Raw genomic sequence first — 12,812 nt, 5'->3', positions numbered from 1 at the left:
CGTACGCTCTGAGCAGGTCGGAACGTGTTGCATGCGCACGCGCCGCCCGCCCCACGCGCGGACGCTTCGCGTGCCACGCCGCCCACCACCCACCCGGAACTCATTCTTCTTACACAGGAGTCTCTGATGCGTAACGCCCCACTGTTCGGCCTGCTTCTCGGCACCCTCGTCCTCGCCTCCTGCAACCAGACCGCCAGCACCCCCACCGCCGCCGACCCCGCCCCCACCAGCGCCACCAGCACCATCCAGAACGACCTGAACGCCTTCAAGCAGCTTCAGGTGCAGGTCAGCCGCGGCGAAATGCCCGCCCCGGTCGACAGCGACGGCAACCCCGTCGACCTCCAGAAACTCATCGGCCAGATCGAAGATGACCTCGCGCACCCCCTTGCCGCGCCCACCAACGAAGTCATCTCCGCGCAGGCCGCGTACGCCCAGCGCATCTACACCGACATCGCCGCCGACAACAACTTCACCGGCAACCTGGCCTACAACAAACGCACCTTCCCGCGCTTCAACTGGGGGAACGACGGCTGCAGCATCCCCGGCCTGCCCGACGCCGCCTCCAAGTACATCGTCTTCCACCCCGCCTGCGTGCAGCACGACTTCGGCTACCGCAACGCCCGCGCGTACCCCAACCTCATGAACGAAAACCACCGCGGCTGGGTCGACGGGCAGTTCAAGGAGCACATGCGCACGATCTGCAGCAAACGCAACATCCTGCTGCGCCCCGGCTGCTACGCCGACGCGGAGATCTTCTGGGCGGCTGTCCGCCACGGCGGCCGCGGCTCCTTCTACAACTGAACCTCACCGCAGCAGAGAGGAGGCCCGTCCACGGACGGGCCTCCTCTCTGCTGCGCCCGGCTTACGCGCGCGGGTTGAAGTGAATGTTGATGTTCACCGTCGTGCCCGGCTGCGTGTTCGGGTCGAGGTTCAGCCAGTGCGTCGCCAGCACCGGCGGCGTCGGCTGCGGGTCCATGACGCGCACGATCAGCTTCCCGACCGCCGGGACGAACACGCACCAGCCGTCCTTCGTTTCGCGGAACGCGCGGAACGGCACGATGGTCTGCAGCGTGATCTCCTCGGGCGTCGCCCAGTACTCCACCAGCATCAGGCCGCTCTCGCGCGCCAGGTCCGCGTCGGCCACGTCGAACTGCACCTCGATCGCGTCGGGCTTCTCGCCGCCCACCTGCGTCCAGCCGGGAATCACGTACCGGCCACTCGCGGTGCTGCGCAGCTGCTCCCCGGCGTTCGGGCGGGTCACGCGCGCACCGCCGCGAACGTCAGGGCCAGGGGGACAACGGAAACAGGACGCGTAAACGACATCATGCCCTCAGCTTAGAGCTTGAGCGCCCAACGCGCAGCGTGTTGGAGCGTCCGCGTCAACAGCGGACCCTGCTGATGCGCGGGCGCGCCGGCTCCGAAGCCCCTGAACTCAGGGAGCGCTCCCCCTCAAGCCGCGTGGGCCTCACCCGACGGTGAGGCCCACGCGGCTTGGCCAGGGGTTACTTGGCCGTTTCGACCTGCCCGGCGCGGCGCGCGCGCAACTCGCGCTCCTTGAGCGCCTCGGCGGCGAAGAAGCTCCCGATCACCGCGATCACCGACAGGACCTGCAGCACGATGCCTTCCCACGTGGCGTGCAGCCCGAGCCACAGGCCCAGCCAGCCCGGCAGCGCGAACGGTAGCGGGTGCACGGTCATCCAACCGACCAGCTGCAGCGTGTGCACGGTGTTGCCCACCATGACGCCCAGCACCGCGCAGATCAGCGCGCCCGTCCAGACCAGCAGCTTCTTCATGGGCAGGCGCGCCTGCCAGCGGAACACCAGCAACCCGACGCCAACCACCGCCGCGAGGCCCAGCGCCGTGCCGCTCAGCACCGACGCCGCGCCCGCCTGCAGCACCAGCGACTGCAGGAACAGCACCGTCTCGAACCCCTCACGGTAAATGGACGTGAACCCCAGCACCGCCAGGCCCACCCACTGCGCGCGCATGGCGCCGCGCGCCCCGTGCGTCAGCTCATGCTTGTGCTTCTGGAACGCCGCCATGCGGTCCGTCCAGTACACCTGATGGAAGAACCAGTTCATGATCAGCAGCAGCACGCCAATCGCGATGATGCTCACGACCGCTTCAAGCTTCTCGCCGTACCGCCCCAGCAGCGACAGGGCCCCCTGCATCACGAACCACGTCGCGGCCGTCGCCAGGAACGCGCCCGCCGCGCCCAGCCACATGGGGCGGCGCAGGTGCACGACCTCCTTGCGGCGCAGGCTGCCCATCAGCGCCGCGAGAATCAGCACGGCTTCCAGGCCCTCGCGGAACACGATGATGCCGGCGTTCGTGGCGACCGCGGCGGGCGCCACCTCGGTGCCGAGCACCTTCGCGGTGTCCTGCAGGGCCGCCTGCAGCTCCGCGCGGGTGGCGCGGAACGCCGCGGCGCTCGCGTGCTCGCGGATCAGCAGCGCGAAGCCGCGCGGGCGCTGCCCGTTCCACAGCAGGTCCTCCAGGCGCGTCTTGAGCTCCGGGTTGAACACGGCGATGCGCGCTTCCGTGCCGCTTTCCAGCAGCGCGTACGCGTCCAGGCGGGCCGTTTCGGCGCTTGCCCACTCGCCCGCCTGTGCGGCCGCGACGACAGCGTCAAGCTGCGTACGGACGATGTCGAGGTCCGCGCCCGCGTCGCGTTTCTGCCACGCGGCGGGGAAGGCAGCGTTCACCTGCTTCAGGAGGGCGTCCACGCGCGTCCGGAGTTCGTCGGGCGTGGGCGTCTGGGTGCGCAGCGCCTGCGGTGCGAGCGTCCGCCCGAGCGCTGCGAACGCGCCCGTCAGGTCGCGCGCGGCGGCGCGGTCCGGCAGCAGCGGCGCGAGGTCCGCGAGGGCGCTGGTGGCGCCGCTCAGGAACGTGCGGCCCTCGTTCACCTCGACGTCCTGTGTGACGTGCGCGCGGCCGTTCGTGACGACCACGCCGCGCGCGTACTCCACCGGCACGAGCGCCAGGAAGCGCGTCACCTGCGACGCGCGCGCCTGCACCTCGCGTTCCCCCAGCGGCGCGGCGCGGAACCCTTCAAGTTCCGTCTGCACGCGCGTGAGCGACCCGGGCAGCGCCGCGAGGTCGCGCTCGACGGCGGCGGCCTGATCGGCGCCGCGCTGCTGCGTGAAGGCGGGCGCGAGCAGCGCGAAGTACCCCTGCGCGAGCGCTTTCTGTCCGGCGGCGAGCGTGCGGAACCCGCGCGCGTCGGACGCCTGCAGTTCACGCAGCGCGTCCGCGAAGCGGGCCTGGTAGCTGTCGAGCACGTCGGCGCGCACGGCGCTCAGCGCTGCCTGCGGGGTGGTGCGACCCGCCGCGAGGTCCTCGACGGCGGTGGTGGCGTCCGCGTTCAGGCGGGTGAGGGGGCTGGCCACGCGGAATTCCCGCACGGCCAGCCAGTCACGGGCGGCGCTGGCCTGCCCGGCCGTGATGCTGGATTCCAGGCCGACGTTCGCGCCGCGCAGCAGGGCCGTCCACGCGCGCGCGTTGGCGCTCGCGAGGGCCGGGCCGTCCGCGCGGGCGGCGGCCTGCGCGGCGGTCCGCAGCGCGGCCTGCACGTCGGCGGTGGCGCGCGCGTCTGCACGCGTCCAGGTGCCCTGCACGGCGCGGAACGCCGTCTGCGCCTCCTTGACGAGGCGGGCGGCGTTCGCCGAGTCGAAGGTGAGTTCCAGTTCCGCCTCGGCGAGGCGCGCGCGCATGGTTTCGGCGGGCGTGGCGAGGTCGGCGGCGCGCGCGCCGCTCAGGGCCGCGGCGCCGATCAGCGCGAGCAGGAGGGAGCGGGCGCGCATGTCACTCCACCCGCAGGCCCAGCAGCGCGGCCGCCTGCGTGATGCGCCCCGTGATGACGGTCGCGCGGTTCTGCGCTTCGCGCTGCAGCTGCTCGGCCTGCTCCGGCGTGTAGCGGCGCGTGCGCTCGCGGCTCACGAGTTTCGCGACGAACGTGTCGAGGTCGTTCAGGCCCACTTGAATCTGGCGGTCAAGGGCAGGGTTCTTCGCTTTGATGTCGGCGCTGAGGCCGGTGTACATGGCCTTCCAGGAGCGGACGTTGCCGCTCAGGTCGGACATGCGCGAGATCACCACGAAGTCGCGGCGGGTGCTGCGCGTGCCCAGCACGAACGGGCTGGACTTCCAGTCCTCGAAGAACACCGGGCCGACCGTGGGGACGTTCGCGACGAGCGCGCCGAACACGTCCTCGCGGGTGGGCGTCCAGGCGCGCGCGGCGCGCTGCAGGTTGCCGCTCTGGCGGTGCAGTTCGGCGGCGGCGGCCTTGAGGACGTTCGCGTCGGGCAGGCGGTCGCCGAAGTCGAGCTTGCCGTTGCCGTTCAGGTCGGCGGCGACGCCGCTGCTGTACGCGGGGGCGGTGCCCCACAGGGTGCCTTCGTTCACGCCGAACAGGTTGCCGGGTTTCTTGAGGGTCTTGCCGTTGGGGAGGCGCAGGTCGAACGGGACGACGGCCTCGCCGCCCGCTTCGGCGCTGGTGCCCGCGTCAAGGATCAGGTCGTAGCTGCTGAGCGATTCGACGCCGGCGACGATGCCCTCGATGTCCTCGTAGGCGGGGCTGGCTTTTTCCCAGCCGGCGCGGGCGGCCTGCAGGGCGGCGCGCGCCTGGGGCTGCTGCGCGAGCTTGCGGTAGTCGAAGTTCGCGGCGCGGGCGAGCTGGTAGTACTGGTCGGCGGCGGCGGTGAGCGCGGCGGTACCGGCGAGCTGCGTGTCGAGTTTGCCGTTCAGGTAGGTTTTCACGCCGCTCAGATTGGCGGCGAGGCCAGCCGAGGCGAGGAGGGCGGCGGTCAGGGCGAGCGCGCGGTGCATACCTCAATACTGAGTTAATCCGATGAGCTAAGTCAACTTTGGGGTGCGCGGACACCGTCGTGCCCACGCGCCGGCCACGGCACGGAAGGTGCCTCGGCCCTTGCCGCGCAGGCCACGCGGACGGTAGAACGGACGCGAACCGAACGCCCGTTAGTCGCGCGTTCACCCGCCCCACAGGAGACGCCATGACCCCGCCCACCATGAAAGCCCTCAGCAAAAGCCAAGCACAGGTCGGCATCTGGATGACCGACCAACCCGTTCCCACCCCCGGCCCCAACGACCTGCTCATCCGCGTGCGCAAAAGCAGCATTTGCGGCACCGACGTGCACATCTACAACTGGGACGCCTGGGCCAGCCAGACCATCCCCGTCCCCATGGTCGTCGGCCACGAGTACATGGGCGTCGTCGAGGACATGGGCAGCGAGGTGCGCGGCTTCAGCGTCGGCGACCGCGTCAGCGGCGAAGGGCACATCACCTGCGGACACTGCCGCAACTGCCGCGCCGGCCGCCGCCACCTGTGCCGCAACACCCTCGGCGTCGGCGTGAACCGCCCCGGCTCCTTCGCCGAGTACCTCGTTATCCCTGCCTTCAACGCCTTCAAGATCCCCGACGACATCCCCGACGACGTCGCCGCCATCTTCGACCCGTTCGGCAACGCCGTCCACACCGCTCTCAGCTTCGACCTGGTCGGCGAGGACGTCCTGATCACCGGCGCCGGCCCCATCGGCATCATGGCCGCCGCCGTCGCCCGCCACGTCGGCGCGCGCAACGTCGTCATCACCGACGTGAACGACTACCGCCTCGACCTCGCGCGCAACATGGGCGCCACCCGCGCCGTCAACGTCGCCCGCGAGGACCTCTGGACCGTCGCGCAGACGGAACTCGGCATGACCGAGGGCTTCGACGTCGGCCTGGAAATGAGCGGCAACGGCGCCGCCTTCAACCAGATGATCAAGACCATGAACCACGGCGGCAAGATCGCGCTGCTCGGCATTCCCAGCGCGGGCGTCAGCATCGACTGGAACGACGTGATCTTCAAGGGCCTGATCATCAAGGGCATCTACGGCCGCGAGATGTTCGAAACGTGGTACAAGATGGCCGCCCTCGTCCAGAGCGGCCTGGACCTCACGCCCATCATCACGCACCACTACGGCATCCGCGACTTCCAGCAGGGCTTCGACGCGATGCTCAGCGGCCAGAGCGGCAAGGTCATCCTCAACTGGGAGCAGTGATGCGCGTCGCCTCGCTGCTGCCGAGCGCCACCGACATGGCTGTCGACCTCGGCCTGGCGGGGCAGCTCGTCGCCGTTAGCCACAGCTGCGACCACCCCGCCGCCGCCGGGCTGCCCGTCATGACGCGCAGCAGCATCGGCGCGCACCTCCCGCCGGCGGACATCGACGCGGCCGTGAGCGCCGCCGTCCGCGAGGGCCGCCCGCTCTACCAGGTCCTTGCGGAGGTGCTGGACGCCGTCCGCCCGGACCTGCTGCTCACCCAGGGCGTCTGCGAGGTGTGCGCCGTCACGCCCGGCACCATTCAGGACGCCCTGCGCGCCCTCCCGGACAGCCTGCCGACCGACGCGCGCACCCTCAGCCTGGACGGCAAAACCCTGAGCGGCATCCTCGGGGACGTGCAGCGCGTCGCGGACGCCGCCGGCGTGCCGGAGAGGGGAGAGGCGCTCACCCGGGCCGCCCGCGACCGCTGGGCGGCCATCACGCCCGCCGCGCACGCCCCGCGCGTCCTCACGCTCGAATGGACCGACCCGCCCTTTTACGGCGGGCACTGGGTGCCGGAACAGGTGGAACGCGCCGGCGGCGTGAACGTCCTCGGGCGGGCCGGGCAGGACAGCGGCCGCGCCACCTGGGCAGACATCAGCGCCCTCAACCCGGACGTGATCGTCGTGATGTGCTGCGGATACGGCCTCGCCGACAACGTCCGCTTCGCGCAGGACCTGCGCGCCCACGCGCCCGCCCGCACGCTGCGCGCCGTACAGGCCGGGCAATTGTGGGCGACCGACGCGAACGCCCTGTACTCCCGCCCGTCGCTCGGCGTGGTGCGCGGCGCCGAAGTGCTCGCCGCCCTGCTGCGCGGCGAACCCACCCACGGCGCCAGCGTCCGCCTCTCCTGAAGCGCCCTCAGGAGCACAGCGGGGCGGCCCACCATGGGCCGCCCCGCTCACTGCACGGGTGCGTTTACGCGCGCACGAACAGGTGCCCGATCTCGTAGAACAGCCAGCCGAGCGCCATGCACGTCGGAATCGTGATCACCCACGCGCTCACGATGCGGCCCGCCACCTGCCACTTCACCTTCCGGAAGCCCTTCACGGTCCCGACGCCCATGATGCTGCTGCTGATCACGTGCGTCGTGCTGACCGGAATGCCCAGGCGCGCCGCGCCGTCAATGATCGTCGCGGCGCTCACCTCGGCCACGAACCCGTCGATGGGTTTAAGCTCCACGACCTTGTGGCCCATCGTCTTGATGATCCGCCACCCGCCGATGCTGGTGCCCAGACCCATCGCGGTGGCCGCGGCGAGCTTCACCCACACCGGCACGTGAATCTCACTGCCACTCCAGCCGTAGTACCCGGCCAGCGCCAGCGTGATGATCCCCATCGCCTTCTGCGCGTCGTTCTTGCCGTGACTGAACGCCATGTACGCCGCCGACAGGATCTGCAGCCGACCGAACAGGCGCGTGACCGTCCGCGGGCGCCAGCGCCGCACCAACTGCAGTAGCAGCAGCATGATGATGATCGGAATCACGAACCCGAGCGCCGGGCTGGTCACGAGGCCCTTGAGCGTCTTCACGATGCCCTTCGTCTCGATGATGCCCAGGCCGCCCGCTGCGATGCCCGCACCGACCAGGCTGAACACCAGCGCGTGACTGCTGCTGCTCGGAATGCCCCGCCACCACGTCACGAGGTTCCACACGATGGCGCTCATGATGGCCGCGCCGACCAGCAGCAGCGTCGTCGCCTCGGGCTTCACGATGTCCTTGGCGATGGTCTTCGCGACCTGCTCGCCCAGCATCGCGCCCACGAAGTTCAGGACGCCCGACATCAGCACCGCCTGCGCGGGCGTCAGGACGCGCGTCGCCACGGACGTCGCGATGGCGTTCGCGGTGTCGTGGAAACCGTTGATGAAATCGAAGATCAACGCCAGGGCGATGATCACCAGCAAGCCAATCAGGGCTGTATCCATGCTGCGCTCACCCTCAGGCGTTCTTGAGGATGATGCCCTCAATGGTCTTCGCGACGCGCTGCGCCTGATCGGTGGCGTCCTCCAGCAGGGCCATGATCTCCCCGAGGCGCATCGCGCGGATCATGCCCGGAATGTCGGTCACGCCGTCGTACTGCGCCTGCTGCACCGCGTCGCTGATGCGGTCCGCGTCGTCCTCGAGCTTGCGGATCTGCTGCGTGTAGCTGCTCAGCTCCGCGCTCTTCCCGGCGTCCTCGATCATCGGCATGGCCTGCGCGAGCAGCTGCGCCTGCTGCTCGATGACGCGCGCGATCTGCAGCGCCGGCGCGCCCGGGTGGTCGATGCGGTACAGCCACATGCGCCGGCCCGCTTCCTCGATCAGGTCCACGAAATCGTCCAGGTGGTTGTTCAGCTCGATGATGTCCTCACGGTCGAACGGCGTGATGAACGCGTCTTGCAACGCGATCGTCAGCTGGCCGGACACGTGGTCGCCCTCGTGCTCCAGGTCACGCAGGCGATGCACTTTCGCTTCGACGTTCTCGAAGCGCTCACAGAGGTCCACCAGCGCGGTGGCGGTGGTGTGGGCGTTCACGGCGGCGCGCGTGAACAGCACGCCGAATTGAGGGTTCTTGGGTAACAGGCGGGAGAAAACCATGGTGCGCTCCTGAGCAGGAAAAGATTTGCGGAGGGTTGACGTGCGCGAACCCATCCTGTTGTACGCTGACGTTTCGTCTCTGGAAAGTCAAGGCGCGGGCGCCCCCCGGACGCCCGCGCCACCAGGGAACAGTCAGGGCGTGAAGGTCAGCGGCGCCGTGAACGTCGCCCGGCGCTGCTCGCCCTCACTGCCGATGGTGTTCGCGCCTGCCGGAGTGCTCGTGGCGTTCGGCACGATGTCGCCCGCGCCGTACCCGTCCCCGCCGAACACCCCCGCGTACAGGTTCACCGCGTGGTTCGGGCGGCCACTCAACCCCAGCGCCGTCCACGGAATGGCGAGCTCCACCGTCTGATCCGGCAGGGTGCCGCGCGCGGCCTTCAGGTACGCGCCCGCGTTCACTTCCGGCGTGGCCACGTCGCCCGTGACGCGGCGCAGCTGCGGCGCCTGATTCTCGTACGCCGCGACGAACGCGTCTACGCCCGTTCCGAACGACGCCGCGCGCGGCCACGTCTCGAACGCGTCCGCGCGGACGGCGCCGCCGTCGCCTGCGTCCACGTACACGATGGCGCTGTTCCCCGCGACCTTCGCGCGGTACGCGAGGTACAGGAACGTGTCGTCGCTGTCCGCGCGGAGGTCCAGGAGGTTGTTGTTCTCCCCGAATACGCCCGCGTCCGGGCTGCTGAGGTTCACTTTCGGCGCTGTCCAGTCCGCCAGGTCCCCGTCGACCGTGTACTTCCCGGTGAGGTTCCGCGCGAGGTCGAAGCTCACGCCGGTCGCCGGCACCGTGACCACCCGCGGCGCGCTCGTCGTGTACCCGGCCGCGCTCGCCCGCAGCGTCTGCTCGCCGCCCGGGGCGGGCAGGGTGTACGAACCGTCTGCGAAGGTGAACGCGTACTGCAGCGAGGCGTCGTTCCCCTCCACGAGCGCCCCCGCGAGCGGCGCGCCCGCGCCCGTCACGGTGCCCTCCACGAACGTCGTCGGCGCGGGCTGCGTGATGTAGTCGTACGTGCCGCTGTACGCCGCGCCGTCCACAGCCACGACGCTGCGGTCACTCTGCCCCGGTCCCTCGTACCCGCTGTTTTTCGCGCCGGCCGCGCCGTTCCCGAACTTGAACTTCACCTCGCGGAACAGTGGCAGCGTCACGTCCGTCTTCCACACGCCGCGCGACACCTGCGTCATCGGGTACGTGATCTGCTGCCCCGTGTCGAACCGCCGCAATTCCACCGCGCCGTTCCCCTGGTTGCGGGCGTCCACCGTGAACGTCACCTTCGCCGTCGCGTGACTGTCCGGCGTGCCCGCCACGCTGGCGCCCCGGCTCTCGCGGCCCTGCGCGTCCACGCCCACCACCCGGAAGGTGTACGCCGCGCCGTTCACGAGGCCCCGCGCGAGGTACGCGTCCGTGCCGAGCGGCAGCGGCGCGAAATTCAGCAGCCGTTCCGAACCGCCCGCCGCCCGCGCGTACACCCGGTACCCGGTGACGTTCGCGTCGGTGCTGTCCGTCCAGCGGACCTGCACGGCTGCGTCGCCCCCCTGCGCGCTGAGGCCCGTCACGTCCACGAGGTTCGGGTTCACGGTCACGTCCGCGCCGGCGCCCGCCGCCCCTGTGACCGCCAGCAGCGTCCGCGCCGGAAGCGTCCCCACCAGCTTGCCGCCCTCTATGCGCAGGTCGCTCGCGCGGCCCGTCACCTCCCGCAGCGCGCCCGCTGCGAACGTGCCCAGCAGCGGAATCCCCCCGCCCGGCAGATCCGCGAGGTTCAGGTCGGCGTTCCCGCCGTTCAGGACCGTCACGACCGGCGCGGCGCCGTTCAGGACCCGCCGGAACGCCAGCACCGGCGCGCCCCCGTTCGGCCGCCACAGCTCCTGCTGCACGCCGTTCGTGAGCGCCGGGTTCGCGCGGCGCGCGTCCGCCAGGGCCCGCAGGCGCGCGCTGAGTGGGGACGCGTCCACGCCCGAGAACACCATGTCCTCCCGGTTCGACTCGCCGAGCGGGTAATTGTACGGGTCGCCCTTCCCGGCCAGGCCGATTTCCGTCCCGTAATACACGCTCGGCGTGCCGCGCGACACGTACATCAGGCTCAACGCCAAGTCCAGCCGCGCGCGCGCCTCCTCGGCACTCGCGCCGCGGCTCACCGCCTCACTCACGAACCGCGGCACGTCATGGTTGTCCACGAACGTCGTCAGCCGCGACGCGTCCGGGTACACGCCGTCCTGCGCGAACACGTCCGCCACGCGGTCGAGGTTGCCGTTCGCGCTCGTCAGCTGATCCTTCATCGCGAAGTACAGCGGGAAGTCGAACACGCTCGGTGCACCCAGCCTCAGGTACTTCGCCAGGACGCTCGGGTCGCCGTTGAACACCTCGCCGACCGACCAGACCTTGCCGGGGTCGCCGGGGCCGCCCGCCGCGAAGAACTGCTGCCAGTACATGTCCGGCACGTGCTTCATGGTGTCCAGCCGCAATGCGTCCACGCCCGTTTCGCGCACCCAGGTGTTCACGAACGTGTTCAGGTACGCCTGCACGTCCGGCCGGTCCTGCTTGAAGTCCGGCAGGCCCGCGAGCGCGCAGTCCACGTCGGTGTTCGTGGACGCCTTGCAGTCTGCGTCCGTGTGGAACCACTCGGGGTGCTGCGTGACGAGGCGCGAGCCGTACCCGGCGTGGTTCACGACGACGTCCTGAATGACCTTCAGGCCCGCGCGGTGCGCGGCCTGCACGAACTCTTTGAGGTCCGCCACCGTTCCGAAGTGCGGGTCGATCTGCATGAAGTCGTCCGCCCAGTATCCGTGATACCCGGCGAACGTCCGGCCCTTGTTCGGCCCGTCACTGGCGGTGGTGCCTGGGACCTGCAGCTGTACGGGCGTGATCCACACGGCCGTGAAGCCCAGCTTCTGGAAGTACCCGGCGCGGATCTTCTCCGTGAGGCCGCGGAGGTCCCCGCCGTGCCACCCGAGGGGGTTCTGACGGTCCACGCCCGCGTTGTTGAGGCCGTTCCCGTCCGCGAAGCGGTCCGTCACGGCGAAGTAGATGACGTCCTGACGCCAGTCCGTCGTGCTCGCCGGAGGACGGGGCGCGCTGGGGGTGCAGGCGCCGAGCAGCAGCATGGAGCCGACCAGGGCGCTTGCGCGCCCCACGTTCTGGAAGCGTTTCATATGTGCGCCCATCGTGCCCCCACCGGCCCTGACGTGTCAATCCGGCCCGTAACCGTCGCGCACCTGACGGTCCGCCGCCTGGCAGGCGCCTACCGTAAGGCCATGCGAGCCACCTGGAACGGCGCCACCATCGCCCAGAGTGACGACACGGTCGTCGTCGAAGGCAACCACTACTTCCCCCGCGACAGCGTCAACGACGCCTACCTCATCCCGAGCGACACCCACACCACCTGCCCCTGGAAGGGCCAGGCCAGCTATTACACCCTGCAGGTCGGCGACCAGCAGAACCGCGACGCCGCCTGGTTCTACTCCACGCCCAGCGACGCGGCGCGCCGCATTGCCGGCCGGGTCGCTTTCTGGCGCGGCGTCACCATCGAACCCTGACCGGGCAGGTACCGTCCTGCCCCACGCGTGCCTGGGCGTGGCCACCTACCGCGCAGCGACCGAATCTGCTATGTTGACGCGGCGCGCACCAGTCCGGGGGGACGTGAGTGCGCGCTTTTCCATTCCCGCTTGGCTGCTAGTGCAGCGCGGTGGACGTCCGCGCGGGCGCACCGAACTCGTTGACGTTCAGGACGTCCTCCAGGGCCGTGAGGGCCTGGTCGCGGTCACGTTCGGTGATCAGGGCGTGGGTGGCGAGACGGTACCGGCTGCCGCTCAGGGTGGCGATCACGCCCGTGGCGGCGCAGCACGAGGACAGCTCGCTGGTTTCGATGGCAGCGCCATTGCGGAATTCCGGGTGGCCGTACACCAGCCCGACGACCGTGATGGGGCCGCCGTGCAGTACGACGCGCCAGTGCGTCAGGACAGGAAGGGGAGACTCAGTCATTGCTGTGGGTCGTCGGACGTTGAATCGTCCAGCGTGCTTTTAAAGTAGCGCGTTTCTGGTGCGCGTCCGCGCACATCTGCCACTCCACCCGATCGGGGGGCCACCTGCGGCCCCTTGCTGCACCCCGGCGCGGGCCGCGACGCCGCGAGCGACCGCCCCTGCCGGACCG

At 70.2% G+C, this 12,812-nt stretch carries 11 protein-coding genes; 4 read left to right on the top strand and 7 right to left on the bottom strand.

Annotated features, from left to right (window positions below; all coding sequences use genetic code 11):
• The first annotated feature begins 126 nt into the window (after positions 1 to 126).
• Positions 127 to 801: a phospholipase A(2) gene (locus tag DEIMA_RS16980; protein ID WP_013557429.1), complete on the top strand. Its 675-nt coding sequence runs from the start codon at positions 127 to 129 to the stop codon at positions 799 to 801.
• A gap of 61 nt (positions 802 to 862) precedes the next feature.
• Here DEIMA_RS16980 and DEIMA_RS11475 read toward each other — a convergent pair whose 3' ends face one another.
• The 3 genes from DEIMA_RS11475 to DEIMA_RS11465 all read right to left on the bottom strand — a co-directional run bounded on the left by DEIMA_RS11475 (position 863) and on the right by DEIMA_RS11465 (position 4,824).
• Positions 863 to 1,261 carry a hypothetical protein gene (locus DEIMA_RS11475; protein WP_013557428.1) on the bottom strand — a complete coding sequence of 133 codons (399 nt, stop codon included), beginning with the start codon at positions 1,259 to 1,261 and terminating at the stop codon, positions 863 to 865.
• A 241-nt stretch (positions 1,262 to 1,502) separates the two neighbouring features.
• On the bottom strand, positions 1,503 to 3,803 hold the full coding sequence (locus DEIMA_RS11470; RefSeq protein ID WP_013557427.1) for an FTR1 family protein: 2,301 nt from the start codon (positions 3,801 to 3,803) through the stop codon (positions 1,503 to 1,505).
• A gap of 1 nt (position 3,804) precedes the next feature.
• Entirely contained in the window at positions 3,805 to 4,824 is a 1,020-nt protein-coding gene (locus DEIMA_RS11465) for an imelysin family protein (RefSeq protein WP_013557426.1), read from the bottom strand.
• 200 nt (positions 4,825 to 5,024) lie between these two features.
• Here DEIMA_RS11465 and tdh point away from each other — a divergent pair, with 200 nt between their 5' ends.
• Both tdh and DEIMA_RS11455 read left to right on the top strand, forming a co-directional pair.
• Positions 5,025 to 6,056, top strand: a complete 1,032-nt coding sequence (gene tdh / locus DEIMA_RS11460) for an L-threonine 3-dehydrogenase (RefSeq protein WP_043817325.1) — start codon at positions 5,025 to 5,027, stop codon at positions 6,054 to 6,056.
• On the top strand, positions 6,056 to 6,949 hold the full coding sequence (locus DEIMA_RS11455) for an ABC transporter substrate-binding protein (protein WP_013557424.1): 894 nt from the start codon (positions 6,056 to 6,058) through the stop codon (positions 6,947 to 6,949). Before tdh ends, DEIMA_RS11455 begins: the two co-directional genes overlap by 1 nt.
• Positions 6,950 to 7,013: 64 nt before the next feature.
• Here DEIMA_RS11455 and DEIMA_RS11450 read toward each other — a convergent pair whose 3' ends face one another.
• The 3 genes from DEIMA_RS11450 to DEIMA_RS11440 form a co-directional block, all read right to left on the bottom strand.
• Positions 7,014 to 8,018 carry an inorganic phosphate transporter gene (locus DEIMA_RS11450; RefSeq protein ID WP_013557423.1) on the bottom strand — a complete coding sequence of 335 codons (1,005 nt, stop codon included), beginning with the start codon at positions 8,016 to 8,018 and terminating at the stop codon, positions 7,014 to 7,016.
• 13 nt (positions 8,019 to 8,031) lie between these two features.
• Positions 8,032 to 8,670, bottom strand: coding sequence for a DUF47 domain-containing protein (locus DEIMA_RS11445; protein WP_013557422.1), 639 nt, complete (start codon positions 8,668 to 8,670; stop codon positions 8,032 to 8,034).
• A 132-nt stretch (positions 8,671 to 8,802) separates the two neighbouring features.
• The gene (locus DEIMA_RS11440; RefSeq protein ID WP_013557421.1) at positions 8,803 to 11,814 is read right to left on the bottom strand and encodes an alpha-amylase family glycosyl hydrolase; all 3,012 of its coding nucleotides are present in this window, start codon (positions 11,812 to 11,814) and stop codon (positions 8,803 to 8,805) included.
• Positions 11,815 to 11,916: 102 nt separating this feature from the next.
• Between DEIMA_RS11440 and DEIMA_RS11435 the strand changes: the two genes are divergently transcribed.
• Positions 11,917 to 12,198, top strand: coding sequence for a DUF427 domain-containing protein (locus DEIMA_RS11435; protein ID WP_043816695.1), 282 nt, complete (start codon positions 11,917 to 11,919; stop codon positions 12,196 to 12,198).
• A 136-nt stretch (positions 12,199 to 12,334) separates the two neighbouring features.
• Here DEIMA_RS11435 and DEIMA_RS11430 read toward each other — a convergent pair whose 3' ends face one another.
• A complete protein-coding gene (locus DEIMA_RS11430) occupies positions 12,335 to 12,643 on the bottom strand; it encodes a hypothetical protein (RefSeq protein WP_013557419.1) in 309 nt (102 codons plus the stop codon).
• Between the last annotated feature and the right edge of the window lie 169 nt (positions 12,644 to 12,812).

The sequence above is a fragment of the Deinococcus maricopensis DSM 21211 genome, assembly GCF_000186385.1.
Classification (GTDB): domain Bacteria; phylum Deinococcota; class Deinococci; order Deinococcales; family Deinococcaceae; genus Deinococcus_B; species Deinococcus_B maricopensis.
This window is presented reverse-complemented; position numbering and strand designations above follow the sequence as displayed.